A 15,366-nucleotide genomic window follows, 5' to 3' on the forward strand; every position below is an offset into this window, starting at 1 on the left:
ATGTGTCGAATGTTTAATGTGTAATTATAAATAAAATACATACACGTTAAAAATCAATACGTTAAATAAATCAGGGGTTCATTTTTGTGGCAAGTGCAAACAAACTCACGCTGTTCATCGTCATTTTCATGCTGCTGGGGATCCTCTCCGGCGCGGTGATTCATGAATACGCATCCCCAGGGGCGGTTGCCTCCTGGTCGGAAAATATCACGCTGTTTACCGACATGTTCTTACGACTGATTAAAATGGTGATTGCGCCGTTGGTCTTTAGCACCCTGACGGTGGGCATCATGCGGTTGGGTGAAACCGCAACCATCGGGCGGGTTGGCGGTAAGGCGATGGTGTGGTTTATCACCTCGTCGATCCTCTCTATTCTGGTGGGCCTGGTGATCGTGACCCTGCAACATCCGGGCGCTGGGTTAAATCTGGCGATCCCGAAAGAAGCGGTGGATACCGGCCTGGCGGTGAGCGGGATGAGCCTGAAAGGCTTCCTGTCGCATACCATCCCCACCAGTATTACCGATGCGATGGCGAACAACGAAATTCTGCAAATTGTGGTGTTCTCGATGTTCTTCGGGATTGCCGGGGCGTCGCTGGGTGAGAAATTCAATGCGCCGCTGGTGGCTGCGCTGAACGTGGTGTCGCACATCATGCTGAAGGTGACGGGCTATGTGATGTACGTGGCTCCGCTGGCCATTTTTGCCGCCATTTCTTCGGTGATTGCCTCGCAGGGGATGGGGATTTTGCTCAACTACGCCTCGTTTATCGGCGGTTACTACCTGGCCGTGCTGCTGACCAGCGGCGTGTTGCTGGCGGTAGGTTACATGGTGCTGAAGAAAGAAGTCTTTCGTCTGCTTAACATGCTGAAAGACCCGGTGCTGGTCGCTTTCACCACCAGCAGTTCTGAGGCCGCGTATCCGAAGACCCTGGAGCGACTGGTGAGCTTTGGCTGTTCGCGCAATATCGTCTCCTTCGTCCTGCCGATCGGTTACTCCTTTAACCTGGTCGGGTCGATGGTCTACTGCTCCTTTGCCTCGATGTTTATTGCCCAGGCCTATAACATCCACCTCAGCTTTAGCGAAATTACCGTCATGATGCTGACGCTGATGCTGGCCTCCAAAGGCATTGCCGGGGTACCGCGTTCGGCGCTGGTGGTGCTGGCGGCGACAATCCCCAGCTTCAATATTCCGGTCGCCGGGATCCTGCTGCTGATGGGGATTGACCATTTCCTCGATATGGGGCGTTCGGCGATTAACGTGCTGGGCAACGGGATCGCCACGGCGATGCTGTCGAAGAATGAAGGGCAGTTACAGGAAGAGGTGCCGGAAGGGGAGCCTCAAGTTCAGGCCTGATAAAGTGATGCCCCGGTAAAGGGGCATCAACTTAAGAAAGGGTGAAATACGGCAGAAAAAGAGGCCCCCAACAGGCACGCAAGGGGCAATGTGACGAAATGGTCGCACCTGTAATAAAAGCATTGTTCTAAGGGTACAAAAATACGCGGTAGTATCGTTATACCCAGGTGCCGGATAATATTACCGGTTAGCGACCGCCGCTGCGCTATTATTTTACCCTTGTTCAACGACTTTCAGATTATCCGCCCTGAATAACCCGCTATAATCCTAATTTTCCCGCTAATGGTACCTGCAGGTATTAACCTCGTTGCTTGAGTAGATGAATAAACTGAAAAAAGTCAGAGTGATTATTCAGCCCGTATTTTTCCATAATCTGGTTTTTATGATAGATAACCACCTTCGGGGTGATCTGATGCAGGGTCGATATTTTGCCAATATCGAAACCGTGCATTAGACCATGGGCCACCACAACCTGCGAAGGTGACAGGGTCTTATGCGGGCAGTTGGCGCAGATGAGTGCCGGGTCGAACGCCGGCGTTGCGGTGGGCTCCACACGTCGTTTCAGCGCTTTCGCAATAATGTCAGCCATGCCATCAACGTTGACCGTTCGAAGCGGCACGAAGGTCACGTCTTTCAGACAGTTCACAATCCGGCTCTTGTCAGGCAGGGTCTCATAGCGATGCAGGACGATCACCTCGCTGTTTTTCTTACGGTTTTTAATACTGATATTACAGTGATGAATTTCACCCGGCAGCAGTTCGGTGATGATAATATCCTGCTCGGCCAGCCCACTCGTCGCGTGAGTAAAGCTGACCGTCAGACCATCGCTGGCCTGGGTGAGATCGTCGATGATGGCCATCAGCGACGCCCTGAGGAAGGTGTTGCGGCTAACGATCGCGATACTGATATTTCTCATGGCGTGATATTCCTGCGCATCAACACAACGCCATGCTGCGAGCAACCTTTCGGGCGTATACGGCAATAGCTAGCGAGGGAAGCGTATTTGATAAACTGCTGCCACGGTCTTGTATCAGGACGGCAGCACAACCCGGATTATCGTTTACGATTATTTTTATAGAATAATGGGAATTTTTGTCTATTCCGATCTTTGATATAAGTAATAAGACTATAAACAGAGACGCACAGCAGAAAAATACACAGCAGTAAAGCTAACCACGTTTGCAAAACCATGCTTAAGATCCCTTAACTGATATTGATGGTGTCATATACCCGTCATACTTCAAGTTGCCTGGGTGTTGGCTGCACCCGCGCACCCCAGTCACTTACCTGAGTAAGCTCCTGGGGATTTACGGCTTTGCCGCCTACAAGCAACTCGAATTATATTGGGTATAAACGTGCCTCGGCGCGGACACGAAAATGGGTATTCCGTATAAAGCTTTTATTATCGCGTCGTACATTCATTCGCGTAACGTCGCCGCGCGGAATAATATCCCTGGAAGTGATAAATCAGGGATACCCGGAAAGTGGCTAGACGGGAGAGTGGGCGCTTCACTCTCCTGTTGCATGGCTGTTTTCGGACAAGACCTTCACGGCGTCGGGTCAATGTAAGAAAATTCTTAGTTTTCCGTCAGTCTCATTTATCTCATTCCTCTCAAAAAGTGAGAAAAATTAACAACAACTGCCAAATGAATAACTTATCTCTGAAAAAACAATCCGGGTCGTGCAACCTGTACGCCGGGATAGGGAAAGAGGGAGATTAGGGGATAAATGCCAGGCCTTTGCCAAAAATGGCCCGGATGGGTAACACCACGCCATGAAGACGCGCTTTGTTACGCAGACGGCTGATCACCACGTCAATGCGGTGCAGCTCCGGTTCGCTCTCATCGGGGAAAAGATAGGCGTGAAGATCGACTTTGCGGCAGACTTCGTTGCGGTTGTGCATCAGGCGAGCCAGCAGCCGGTGTTCTTGTTGCGTCAGCGGGAGCATCGCGCCGGAGGGGGCTATCAGGTTTTCAGGCTGCAATTGCCAGGACGCAGAGGCGGCCTGCTCGACGACAGGGGCTGAAGCCAATGAGGCGGCGCTCTCCTGTTTCAGCCGGGCGCCCAGCGAATGAAGGGTCTCTGCCAGAACGGCAAAATTGACCGGCTTGATAAGAAAACAGTCCGCGCCAAGATTAAATGCCTGCAGTTTATCCTGCTCATGTCCTCGGGCCGTCATCACCACAAGCCCGTATTCACCAAGCTCATGCAGGTAGTCCAGCACGCTGAAGCCGTCTTCGCCGGGCAGACCGATATCGATCAGCACCAAATCGACCGGATCGCGATGCAGCTGTCGCCAGAACGCCTCGGCGCTGTGCACGCCCCAGGCGCTGAAGCCACGAAAGCGCAGAAAGGCCAGCAGTTCGTCAAGGAGATCGACGCTGTCTTCAATGATAGCCACGCGTAATGTCATGATTTTCTCTTGTGCGGTGATGGAGCATCCACGGGAAGCGTGAGCGCAAATTCACAACCATCCGGGCTGTTGGTTATCAGCCACAGCTCGCCACCGTGCGCCTGGATGATTTGTCGGGCAACGTACAGCCCAAGACCGGTGCCGGCGGGGGTCGTGGTGCGAACGGAGCCACGCTGGTAACGCTCAAAAATCCGTTCCACCTGATCGCCGGCGATCCCCGGTCCCTGGTCGCGGATGCGAATTTCATAGTGGCCCACATTCGGATAGATATCGACCGCGATCTCGCCGGACGGGGAGTACTTGACCGCGTTGTCCAGCAGATTGGCCAGCGCAATGCACAGCAGTCCGCTATCAACGCACAGCGCCGGCGATGGCGTTTGTGAATCGACGGTTTTCCCGGCCAGCGTGACGGTAAAATAATGATTCAGGGAGAGTTCAACCACCGTTGCCGCCATATAGATCACCGGGAGCAGGTCGGCCTGTTGTTTATCGACATGCAGCGCGCTGGAAGATAAGCGGGCATCGGCCAGGCAGTTATCGGTTAGCTGGACCAGCCGTGTCGTTGCGCGCTGCATGCGATCCAGACGCGGCCCTTGCGCGGCTTCAGGGGTGCATAAGCGCAGATTTTCCAGCGCCCCCTGGATAACGGAGAGCGGCGTGCGGAACTCGTGCGCTACCATGCCCATAAACTGCCGCTGCTGAAAGCTTGCTTCGCGCTCGATCTGCAGTTCGCGGGTTAACTGCTGCTTTTGCATCAACCTGCGGTTTTCAGCCCGGATGCGCAGCACCGCGATGATCAGGACAGTGACAATATGCACGATCAGCGCGTATTGCCAGGTCGAGTAAATGGCGTTATGAAAAGGGATCACGCCATGAACCGACAGCAGCGCCAGCGCGGCGGAGACCACGTAAACGGGAGGCAGCAGCCCCAGCAGAAAGGTGTGCAAATCGATGGCTTTGCGCCGCCAGAGGGCCCATGAGGTGAGCAGCAGAATAGGGGCAGCGATAAAGAACATCCCTGCCTCAATCTGCATCGCCAGGCCATAAAAGCCCAGCGGAACGCTGGCGAGAAGCACAACATTGACCGCAATAGCGGCGAGCAGCAGCTGGTGCAAGCGCGGCATATTCTTTTTAAGGTCAAACACCTCGCTATGCAGCCACAGCGCGGTGGCATAGCTGAGCAGCGACAGATAGCTGATCATCGCGTCCTGTACCGGGAGCACCGCGTCCCCGAAAAACCATTCAGGATAGCCGTGCAGCGCCGCCACCAGAGGATAGTTAAGGGAAAACAGGCAGATCCCCCACAGCAGGCGGCGACGTAACAACAAGGCGAGCCACAGGGCAACCCCGCTGGCAATGAAGGCCAGGCCAAAATAAAAACTCCAGAATGCGGTATCCCGGGTGGCCGCCTGTACAAATTCCTGCGGTGAGGAAAGCGTCGCCAACAGGATCAGGGTACTGCTGCTCTGCAGGCGGAACACGACATCGTAACCCGCGGCGCTCGGCGGCGCTGGCAAAATCAGGACGCTTTCCCGGTAATTGAGATCGCTATCGCGGGTAGAGGCGCGATCGCCAAAGGCTTTCAGCGTCCACGGAAGGTCACTCCCGGCGGGGCGATAATAGACGTTGAGATGATCGACAAAAGTTGGCCCTACCTGCAGCCAGCGTGGTTCACCCTGAAAGTACGAGGCCGGCAGACGGGTCTGCAGCCAGTAGGACTTCGGCGAATAGCCAAACGAAGGAATACGCTGCCCTGTACTGAGCGCACCCGGCGGTAACGCGAGAAAACCCTCCAGAGTCAGCGAATTGCTGCTGTCGGCATACCATTGTACCGGCGTATCGAGGCCAATCTGCCGGGTTTGCGCACGGGCAGGGGGGCAATACTGAAGGCCGATGATGATGCCGCAGCAGATCCACAGCAGGACTCTGCGGCTCCAGACGATCGGGAGGATGGAGCCAGTAACGGCGCGGATATGATGCAAACTCGCCCCCTGCGGCATGGATCAATAAAAAGAAATAAAATAGCCAATGCTCGCGGTAACTTGCACAGGCCATCCCCCGGGATCCGGGAGTTTATTAATGAGGTTCTAATGGCAAAGCATTCTGCGGCGGACAACGAGATTATTCCAGCGATATTTACAAAAGGTGCTACTGGACGGATCTGTTCTCCAGGCCGCGCCAGTACAGGGATTCAGCAGGTTGGTTGGGGCGTGAACGGTGGAATATGATGCTGCTGCGGCGGTGCGGCAATATAAAGCACTACAGGCGGCGCAATGAATACGAGAATAAAACCACAAATGAACCAAAAGGAGCTGCGCATTCCATGCGCCGACGGGTTCAATAGCGGGGCAGATCCTGCCCCGTAAAGATCAGGCGAACACCACCTGCGCCCAGCGGGCCAGCCCGGCGGTGACCGAGCCAAAATCATCGCCACCGGCAATCGGTATGCCCGGCAGATGCGCCGCCAGCGCTTTCTTAATCAGCGGGGAGCGAGCGCTACCGCCGGTAAGATAGATGACATCCGGCGTTTCGCGGCTGTTGTCCAGCGCCAGCTGAACCTGCTCCATGATCCGCGTCAGCGGTTGGTTTAACGCCGCTTCCAGCCCCTGTTGGCTGATTGCCGTCGCCAGTTCGTCGCCGATAAACGGCAGTCCGGTGGTGACGTTGTCCTGGGCCGAGAGGGCAATTTTGCTCTCTTCCGCGCTGCGTACCAGGCGATAACCGAGACGCTGGCGCCAGACCTTCAGCAGCAGCGCCACTTTTTCGCCGTCGCGGGCATCGCGCAGCAGATCGTTGAGCAGTCGACCGTTGGCCGTGCTGTAGAACTCGGTTTGTGCCGGAACATCGTTAATCGCTACCGCGTTCCACCACGGCAGGACCGGCAAGGCAATCCCTTTCTCGGTCTCTCCGCCCATGCCCAGCAGCGGCATCAGACATTTAAATGCCAGCGCGATGTCGAGATCGTTACCGCCGACGCGACAGCCGCTGTGGCCCAGCAGGCTCTGCTGGCGGTCGGCTTTCTGGCGCCACTGCGGCCCCATCAGCAACAATGAACAGTCGGTGGTACCGCCGCCGATATCGACCACCAGCACGCGTTTTTCATCGCTCAGGGTGGCTTCGAAATCCAGGCCGGCAGCGACCGGCTCAAACTGGAAAACCACGTCGTTAAACCCGGCGCGTTTTGCCGCGCGTTCCAGAATCCCCTGCGCCTGGGTATTGGCCTCATCACCGCCGAGTCCCTGGAAGTTGATCGGTCGACCAATCACTGCCTGGTCGATATTCTGACTCAGTTGGTTTTGCGCCTGCTGTTTAATGTGCAGCATCATGGCGCACACCAGGTCTTCAAACACCGCGACCTGCTGCGGCTTGAGGCCGCTGGCACCGAGGAAGGATTTTGGCGATTTAACGAAGTACACCTCTTCCGGGTCGTCAACGTACTGATGCAGCGAGGCAAGGCCAAACTGGACGCTGTTGCCGAGGACGTCAATGTCTTCATCGCGGTTGTAGTTAATGGCGCGACGCAGCAGGGCCTGGTTTTCATCACCGTTTGGCGGCACCTGATGATGGCGGAAGAGCCATTCGCTGACCGCTTCGCGGGTCGGCGCGGACAACATTGACGGTAGCAGCGTGCTGCCGTTTTCCAGCGTTAACAAATGCGGCTGATTATCGCGCATCACCGCAACGGAACAGTTGGCGGTTCCGTAGTCAAAACCAATAAACATGACCTGAAAATCCCCATGCCAGTGAAGAAGGGGGGCGACTTTAGCGGATTGCCGCCATCGCGACAACTGGAATTTAAAAGCAAGGCCCGTCAGAGACAAAGCGTCTATGATTGATGCATTTAATAAGGGTAGATGAAGAAGGAGAGAGAATGACGCTGTTACCGTGGAAGCCACCTTATGACCAGCAATGGATTTTTGATTTTCTGCGTGCGCGTGCGGTGACGGGCATTGAAACCTTTGGAGAAGGGCATTATGCCCGCAGTTTTTCGCTGGCGGACCACCACGGTTTAATTAAGGTGGTGCCCGATGAGGCGGCGCAAGGATTACGGGTGACGTTATCGCCTGGCCTGTTGCCGGTGGCGGAGGAGTGCTTCGCCCGGGTGGCGCGCCTGTTTGACCTGGACTGCGATCCGCAGCAGGTGGCGCAGGTGCTGGGACCGCTGGCCAGAGGGCGGCCAGGATTGCGGTTACCTGGTTCACTCGACGCGTTTGAACAGGCGGTGCGTGCGGTACTGGGACAACTGGTCAGCGTGGCGATGGCGGCGAAGCTGACGGCTAAAGTGGTGGCGGCCTATGGCGAGCCGCTGGCGGATGCGCCGGGCTACTTCCTTTTTCCGGAACCGCAGGCGCTGGCGAGTGCGGTTCCGCTGGCGTTGAAGGCCACCGGAATGTCGCTGCGCCGCGCCGAAGCCTTAATTCATCTGGCGCAGGCGGCCATCGACGGCCAGCTTCCGCTGGTGGCGCCGGACGATATCGATGCCGGGATGAAGCAGCTGCAGACGCTGCCGGGCATTGGCCGGTGGACCGCAAGCTATTTTGCCCTGCGCGGCTGGCAGGCGAAGGATATCTTTTTGCCGGATGATTATCTGATTAAACAGCGGTTCAGTGGCATGACGCCAGCACGTATTGGCCATTATGCTCGACGCTGGCAGCCGTGGCGTTCCTACGCGTTATTGCACATCTGGTATACAGAAGGGTGGTCTCCGACGCAGGAATAGCGTTGTGGGGCGCATACCTCTGGTATCGCCGGGCTGAAATCCCTATAATTGCCGCGTTTGACGGTCAATCGTCACCCTTCCAATACACAAATTCATTCAGAGCGTTGTGTATATACATCCAGGTTAATCAGGTCGCAAAAAAGTTATGACTGATACGTCTCATCAGTGCGTCATTATAGGTATCGCCGGCGCATCGGCTTCGGGGAAAAGTCTTATCGCCAGCACGCTGTATCGCGAATTACGTGAACAGGTCGGCGATGAACATATTGGCGTTATTCCGGAAGACAGCTACTACAAAGATCAAAGTCATTTGTCGATGGAAGAGCGTGTTAAAACGAACTACGACCATCCGAGCTCGATGGATCATAGCTTGCTGTTCCAGCATCTGCAGATGCTGAAAAGCGGCCAGCCCATTGAATTACCGGTTTACAGCTATGTTGAACATACGCGTATGCCGGAAACTGTCCACATTGAACCGAAGAAAGTGATTATCCTCGAGGGGATTTTGTTGCTGACCGACGTGCGCCTGCGTAATGAGCTGAGCTTCTCGATCTTCGTCGATACGCCGCTGGATATTTGCCTGATGCGCCGCATCAAGCGCGACGTCAATGAGCGCGGTCGCTCAATGGACTCGGTAATGGCGCAGTATCAGAAAACCGTTCGCCCGATGTTCCTGCAGTTTATCGATCCCTCTAAGCAATATGCCGACATTATTGTGCCTCGCGGCGGTAAGAACCGGATTGCGATTGATATTCTTAAGGCAAAAATCAGCCAGTTCTTTGAATAACACAGACGAATTGTGTAACGTGCAAAGAGAATCTACATTGCCCTTAGCCCCGGAAGGTCTTGGGGCGTCACGCCTTAAAGGAGAGCGCTCATGCGTCTGTGCGACCGAGATATAGAAGCCTGGTTGGATGAAGGACGGCTGGTCATTAACCCGCGTCCACCTGTTGAGCGGATTAACGGCGCGACCGTTGATGTTCGGCTGGGGAATAAATTCCGCACATTCCGTGGGCACACCGCGCCCTTTATTGACCTCAGCGGGCCGAAGGCTGAAGTCGCCGCCGCGCTGGAACGGGTAATGAGCGAAGAGATTGTGTTGCCGGAAGGCGAGGCGTTCTACCTGCATCCGGGAGAGCTGGCGCTGGCGGTGACCTATGAGTCAGTGACGCTGCCGGCCGATCTCGTCGGCTGGCTGGACGGTCGTTCCTCGCTGGCGCGTCTGGGTCTGATGGTGCACGTGACCGCGCACCGTATCGATCCGGGCTGGTCTGGCTGCATCGTACTGGAGTTTTTCAACTCCGGTAAGCTGCCGCTGGCGCTGCGCCCGGGGATGCCTATCGGCGCGTTGAGTTTTGAGCCGCTGTCAGGCCCTGCGGCACGGCCCTATAACCGCCGTGAAGACGCCAAATATCGCGACCAGCAGGGCGCGGTGGCGAGTCGAATCGACAAGGACTGATAACGTAAGCGGTGTACTGAGGGTGCCATGAGACGAATTCTGACAACGCTAATGATCTTGCTGGCGGTGGTAGTCGCCGGGCTAACCGCGTTGGTATTGCTGGTCAATCCCAACGATTTTCGTTCCTATATGGTGCATAAGGTGGCGGAACGTAGCGGTTATCAGCTCGAACTCGATGGCCCGCTGCGCTGGCATGTCTGGCCGCAGTTGAGCATTCTCTCAGGCCGTATGACGCTGACCGCGCCGGGCGCCGCTGAGCCGGTGGTGCGCGCGGACAACATGCGTCTTGACGTGGCGCTAATGCCGCTGCTTTCGCATCAACTGCAGGTTAAGCAGGTGATGTTAAAAGGCGCGGTTATCCAGCTGACGCCGCAGACCGAAGCCGTGCGCCGCCAGGATGCGCCAGTGGTCCCGCACGACAACACGCTGCCATTGGTGCCGGAAGATAACGGCTGGTCTTACGATGTCAGAAAGCTGCAGGTGGCGGATAGCGTCCTGTTCTTCCAGCACGAAGACGGTGAGCAGGTAACGGTACGCGATATTCGCCTGCAGATGGAGCAGGATGAAAATCACCACGCCACGCTCGATTTCTCCGGGCGGGTCAACCGCGACCAGCGTGACTTAGCGCTCTCTTTCTCCGCCGAGGTGCAGGGCGGCGACTATCCTCATTCTTTAAAAGCCGATATCTCTCAACTGAACTGGCAGCTGCGCGGCGCGGAACTCCCGGCTGAAGGCGTCAGCGGGCAGGGTAGCCTGGAGGCGAGCTGGCAGGAAAATGAGAAAAAAATCAGCTTCGATAATCTCAATCTGACTGCTAACGGCAGCGCGATTAGCGGTGATGCCAGCGTGGTATTAGGCGATCGGGCGGACTGGAACCTCAATCTTCACGCCACCACGCTCGATCTCGACAGCCTGCTGATTCACAGCTCTCCCGCGACCGATGCGGGGGCGACTCAGCAGGGACAAAGCCAGCCGCGACAGCTGCGCCCGGTGATTGCCGATAGCGATATTCAAAGCGATTATGCGAGTCTGCGCGGATTCAGTGCCCATCTGTCGCTGGCGGCCGACCAGCTGCAGTGGCGGGGCATGAAGTTTACCCAGGTGAAAAGTGACATTACTAACCAACTGGGGCTGCTGACCATCAATCAGCTGCAAGGTGAACTGGATGGCGGCGTGATATCGCTCCCCGGCCGCCTTGACGTGCGTGGTGATACCTCACAGGCATCCTTCCAGCCAAAACTGGATAATGTCGAGATTGCGACCATCCTGAAAGCGTTTAATTATTCGCTGAATCTGACCGGGAAACTCTCTTTAACCGGCGATTTCTCTGGCGAAAGAATTGATGCCGATGATTTCCGTCGTCGCTGGCAGGGTGACGCTCAGCTGCGGATGAGCGATACCCGCACGGAAGGGCTTAACTTCCAGCAACTGGTCCAGCAGGCCGTAGAGCGTAGTACCAACGTTCAGGCACAGCAAAACTACGATAACGCGACGCGTCTGGATGCGATGAGCAGCGAACTGCAGCTGGCGCAGGGGCAGGTGACCCTGAAGAATCTGCAGGGGCAATCAGAGATGATGGCGTTGACCGGGCAGGGCGACCTTAACCTGCTGAAAGAAAATTGCGATATGCACTTTAACGTCCGCGTGCTCGGTGGCTGGAAAGGTGAAAGCAAGCTTATCGACAAGCTCAAACAGACGGCGATTCCGTTGCGTATCTACGGCAAATGGCAGGAGTTAAGCTACAGCCTGCAGGTCGATCAGGTGCTGCGTCGGCAGTTGCAGGATGAAGCCAAACAACGCCTTAACGACTGGATGGAGCGCAATAAGAACACCCAGGACGGCAAAGACGTGAAGAAGTTGCTCGATAAGCATTAAGCCGCGTTGAGTATCTTGCATCTGTATGGCCCGGGTAGCGGCGCTCAGCGCCTTATCCGGGCCACTCGTATTAGCCTGTAGCCCCGGAAAGCGGTAGCGCAACCGGGGGAACGGTGTCACCGACTGGCATTACACTTCGTAATCAGTCTCATCATCTGGCGGCGGTGGTGGGATAATCTGCACCTTCTGGACCCGATGACTCTCGACCTGCAACGTCCGGACAATATACTCACCGACCTTGACCTCTTCGCCCGCTTCAGGGACATGCTGCAGATATTCCATCAACAGGCCGGCGATGGTGTGGTATTCGCGCTTCTCATCCAGCGGTAGGGGGATGAACTGCACGAGGTCGTCCAGCGGCATATGCCCGTTGGCCGTCCAGCTGCCGTCAGGGTTTTTGACAATGTCGTGGCGCGCATCAATCTCTTCCACTTCATTAGGCAAATTGCCGGCAATGGTTTCCATCACATCGCTCAATGTGACCAGCCCTTCGACGGAACCAAACTCGTCGGCCACGAAAGCAAAGTGAGTGCGTGCATGACGAAACTGTTCCAGCGCAGGCAGAAGCGGGAGCGTTTCCGGGAACACCAGCGGCTGACGGAGCAGCACGCGCAGGTCGAGGGGCTCCTGGCGCAGCGACTGTTGCAGCAGGTCAACAATGTGGACCACGCCGAGCAAATCTTCTTCATTCTCGCCACCGGTCACAACCAGACGGGTGTGCTGATTTTTCTCCAGCAGCTCGCGAATTTCCTCTTCCGGCGCGCTCAGGTCGACATGTTCAATATCGTGGCGTGAGGTCATGATACTGCTGACGGTGCGCTGGTTGAGGTTTAACACCCGCTCAATCATCCGACGTTCCTGGGGATTAAAAAGCGGATGATCTTGCTCGCTGACCATCAGTGCAGCAGTGTCGCTGCCGGGGTCGGTATTTTCCCTGTGCCCGCTAAGCAGCGTCATGACCGCCGCCGTGGTCCGCTGGCGCAGCGTCAGGTTCGCAGAGAGAAAACGACGGCGGTTGAAAAGCGCCAGCTGGTTAAGTGATTCGATAATGACGGAGAAACCAATGGCGGCATACAGATAGCCTTTGGGGATCGGGAAGCCAAATCCTTCAGCGATCAGGCTGAAACCAATCATCAGCAAGAAGCTAAGACATAAAATGACGATGGTCGGGTGGCTGTTAACAAAGCGCGTCAATGACTTGCTGGCAAGCAGCATCAGACTCATGGCGATAATCACCGCGGCCATCATCACCGCCAGATGATCCACCATCCCGACGGCGGTGATCACCGAGTCGAGGGAGAAGATGGCATCGAGCACCACAATTTGCGCGACGACGCCCCAGAACCTTGCCCCTTTGCGCTGAACAGGGTTATCGCTGTCTTTGCCTTCCAGGCGTTCATTAAGCTCTACCGTGGCTTTAAACAGCAGGAATAGTCCGCCAAACAGCATAATCAGATCGCGGGCGCTAAAGCTGAGGTCATGGTAGGTGAACAGCGGTTTTGTCAGGGTCACCAGCCAGGATATCGAGGCGAGCAACAGCAAGCGCATCACCATCGCCAGCAGCAGGCCGATAACACGAGCACGGTCACGCTGTGCCGGAGGAAGTTTTTCGGCGAGGATGGCGATAAAAACCAGATTATCAATACCGAGAACCAGCTCAATAACCACTAACGTTACGAGACCGGCCCATATAGAGGGGTCGGCAATCCATTCGATCATTCGTTAAAACCTATACAACTTAAGAGTGCCATTTATCGATCATGGATAAGCTCTTGCTAAATTGCAATATATTCCCACGGACCCTGGTCGTTACGACGATGAGTAAGACGGAGATAATGCGTCATCTCGAAATATTTTAGTGAGCAAAAAATAAACCAATGGTTTATTTTTTATGCGTATAAGCTTAATTATAAATAGATTACGGGTGGCTGACTCGGTAATTATTTCCATATTATGAGGCGTAGTCGAAATGTATGACGGCTAATGCCATGGATGCAGTTTATCGACCAGAAGGGCGAAAAAAGGGAGTGATCGGCAGGTGACCTGAATGGTTAATGATTGGTTTTTAGGTTTTCCAGCTACCTTATTCGGTAGTTGTTGAAGTATTTGGTTAATTTAAATTAATTGTTTAGATATGAATAGGGTTAAGGGGTGGGAAGAACAGAGGGAACTGACGCTTGTCGCTGGTCACGGGTGATGACGATGCTGCACTGGTCCTGCACTGAGCGTTGAGAGAAGTTGATAGTGAATTATCTTCCACTATTCATCGTGTTATACCTGGTTTTCGATGGTTTCCTCACTTCTTCGATAAGTTATTCTGATGTAATACGCCTGACATTTCACGGAATTCCTCTATATCTGGCCCATAAACCGCGAGAGAAACTGAGGCGACGATCTAAGGGCGTCTTAGGTATGAGAATTTTCTCAAAGCGACCTGTCGGTCCTTATACTTTGAGTGTATTCTCTCATTAAACATGCAGTTTCAGAATTTTGCGGGAAGTCGTGCCAACCGCAAACTGGTAATATCACACATTGATATCGGTAATGCTTGAAAACTCACCGGTATCGAAAGAATTATCACTAAATGGGTGGATAAGAGAATGGCAAGTTTGAAAGCAGTTATTCCAGTAGCCGGATTGGGGATGCATATGTTGCCGGCCACGAAGGCGATCCCGAAGGAGATGCTGCCCATCGTCGATAAGCCGATGGTTCAGTACATCGTCGACGAGATTGTGGCGGCAGGTATCAAGGAGATTGTGCTGGTTACCCATTCTTCTAAAAATGCTGTGGAAAACCATTTCGACACTTCCTACGAGCTGGAAGCGCTGCTCGAGCAGCGTGTCAAACGTCAGCTGTTGGCTGAAGTACAGGCTATCTGCCCGCCGGGCGTTACTATCATGAACGTACGTCAGGCGCAACCGCTTGGCCTGGGGCACTCGATCCTGTGCGCCCGCCCGATTGTCGGTGATAACCCATTTGTTGTCGTGCTGCCGGATATTGTGCTGGACGATGCCAGCGCCGATCCGCTGCGCTATAACCTTGCTGCGATGGTTGCTCGCTTTAACGAAACCGGACGTAGCCAGGTGCTGGCAAAGAGAATGGAAGGCGACCTGTCAGAGTATTCGGTTATCCAGACCAAAGATCCGTTGAATGTAGAAGGGCAAATCGGTCGTATTGTCGAGTTTATCGAGAAGCCGGACGAGCCTCAGAGCCTCGATTCCGATCTGATGGCCGTTGGGCGCTATGTGCTGTCTGCTGATGTGTGGCCAGAGCTGGAGAAAATGGAGCCAGGAGCCTGGGGACGTATCCAGTTAACTGACGCGATTGCTGAGCTGGCTAAAAAGCAGGCTGTCGATGCCATGCTGATGACCGGCGAAAGCTATGACTGCGGTAAAAAAATGGGCTATATGCAGGCTTTCGTCAATTACGGACTGCGTAACCATAAAGAAGGCAATAAATTCCGCGAGAGCATCAAGAAGCTATTAGCGTAAATAGCATAATGACATTTGCGAAAGTATGAAAATCTAGAGTTTACAGAAGTATGAGG

The 15,366-nt window shown here is 54.7% G+C and carries 12 protein-coding genes; 6 read left to right on the forward strand and 6 right to left on the reverse strand.

Annotation, left to right across the window (positions count from 1 at the left end; genetic code table 11):
- The first annotated feature begins 86 nt into the window (after positions 1-86).
- Positions 87-1,352: a dicarboxylate/amino acid:cation symporter gene (locus tag HF679_RS02055; RefSeq protein WP_123755069.1), complete on the forward strand. Its 1,266-nt coding sequence runs from the start codon at positions 87-89 to the stop codon at positions 1,350-1,352.
- A 298-nt stretch (positions 1,353-1,650) separates the two neighbouring features.
- On the opposite strand, the gene HF679_RS02060 is transcribed toward HF679_RS02055, so the two are convergent.
- The 5 genes from HF679_RS02060 to yegD all read right to left on the reverse strand — a co-directional run bounded on the left by HF679_RS02060 (position 1,651) and on the right by yegD (position 7,487).
- Positions 1,651-2,268: a helix-turn-helix transcriptional regulator gene (locus HF679_RS02060; protein ID WP_187042543.1), complete on the reverse strand. Its 618-nt coding sequence runs from the start codon at positions 2,266-2,268 to the stop codon at positions 1,651-1,653.
- A 137-nt stretch (positions 2,269-2,405) separates the two neighbouring features.
- Positions 2,406-2,543 carry a small membrane protein gene (locus tag HF679_RS02065; protein WP_187042544.1) on the reverse strand — a complete coding sequence of 46 codons (138 nt, stop codon included), beginning with the start codon at positions 2,541-2,543 and terminating at the stop codon, positions 2,406-2,408.
- Between the two features lie 526 nt (positions 2,544-3,069).
- Entirely contained in the window at positions 3,070-3,765 is a 696-nt protein-coding gene (locus HF679_RS02070; protein ID WP_187042545.1) for a response regulator transcription factor, read from the reverse strand.
- Complete coding sequence (locus tag HF679_RS02075) at positions 3,762-5,717, reverse strand: ATP-binding protein (protein ID WP_410003357.1); 1,956 nt, start codon at positions 5,715-5,717, stop codon at positions 3,762-3,764. The genes HF679_RS02070 and HF679_RS02075 overlap by 4 nt, the downstream gene beginning before the upstream one ends.
- A 417-nt stretch (positions 5,718-6,134) precedes the next feature.
- Positions 6,135-7,487, reverse strand: coding sequence for a molecular chaperone (yegD, locus tag HF679_RS02080; RefSeq protein WP_123755065.1), 1,353 nt, complete (start codon positions 7,485-7,487; stop codon positions 6,135-6,137).
- A gap of 149 nt (positions 7,488-7,636) precedes the next feature.
- Here yegD and alkA point away from each other — a divergent pair, with 149 nt between their 5' ends.
- The 4 genes from alkA to asmA all read left to right on the forward strand — a co-directional run bounded on the left by alkA (position 7,637) and on the right by asmA (position 11,819).
- Positions 7,637-8,485 carry a DNA-3-methyladenine glycosylase 2 gene (gene alkA, locus HF679_RS02085; RefSeq protein WP_187042547.1) on the forward strand — a complete coding sequence of 283 codons (849 nt, stop codon included), beginning with the start codon at positions 7,637-7,639 and terminating at the stop codon, positions 8,483-8,485.
- 145 nt (positions 8,486-8,630) lie between these two features.
- On the forward strand, positions 8,631-9,272 hold the full coding sequence (udk, locus tag HF679_RS02090; protein ID WP_123755063.1) for a uridine kinase: 642 nt from the start codon (positions 8,631-8,633) through the stop codon (positions 9,270-9,272).
- Positions 9,273-9,362: 90 nt separating this feature from the next.
- Complete coding sequence (gene dcd, locus HF679_RS02095) at positions 9,363-9,944, forward strand: dCTP deaminase (RefSeq protein WP_123755062.1); 582 nt, start codon at positions 9,363-9,365, stop codon at positions 9,942-9,944.
- Between the two features lie 27 nt (positions 9,945-9,971).
- A complete protein-coding gene (asmA, locus tag HF679_RS02100) occupies positions 9,972-11,819 on the forward strand; it encodes an outer membrane assembly protein AsmA (protein WP_187042548.1) in 1,848 nt (615 codons plus the stop codon).
- 129 nt (positions 11,820-11,948) lie between these two features.
- On the opposite strand, the gene HF679_RS02105 is transcribed toward asmA, so the two are convergent.
- Positions 11,949-13,535, reverse strand: coding sequence for a TerC family protein (locus HF679_RS02105; RefSeq protein WP_187043022.1), 1,587 nt, complete (start codon positions 13,533-13,535; stop codon positions 11,949-11,951).
- 884 nt (positions 13,536-14,419) lie between these two features.
- Here HF679_RS02105 and galF point away from each other — a divergent pair.
- On the forward strand, positions 14,420-15,310 hold the full coding sequence (galF, locus tag HF679_RS02110) for a UTP--glucose-1-phosphate uridylyltransferase GalF (protein ID WP_123755060.1): 891 nt from the start codon (positions 14,420-14,422) through the stop codon (positions 15,308-15,310).
- The last annotated feature ends 56 nt before the right edge of the window (positions 15,311-15,366 follow it).

Origin of the sequence: Enterobacter sp. JUb54 (assembly GCF_014298075.1) — a bacterium.
Lineage (GTDB): Bacteria > Pseudomonadota > Gammaproteobacteria > Enterobacterales > Enterobacteriaceae > Klebsiella > Klebsiella lignicola.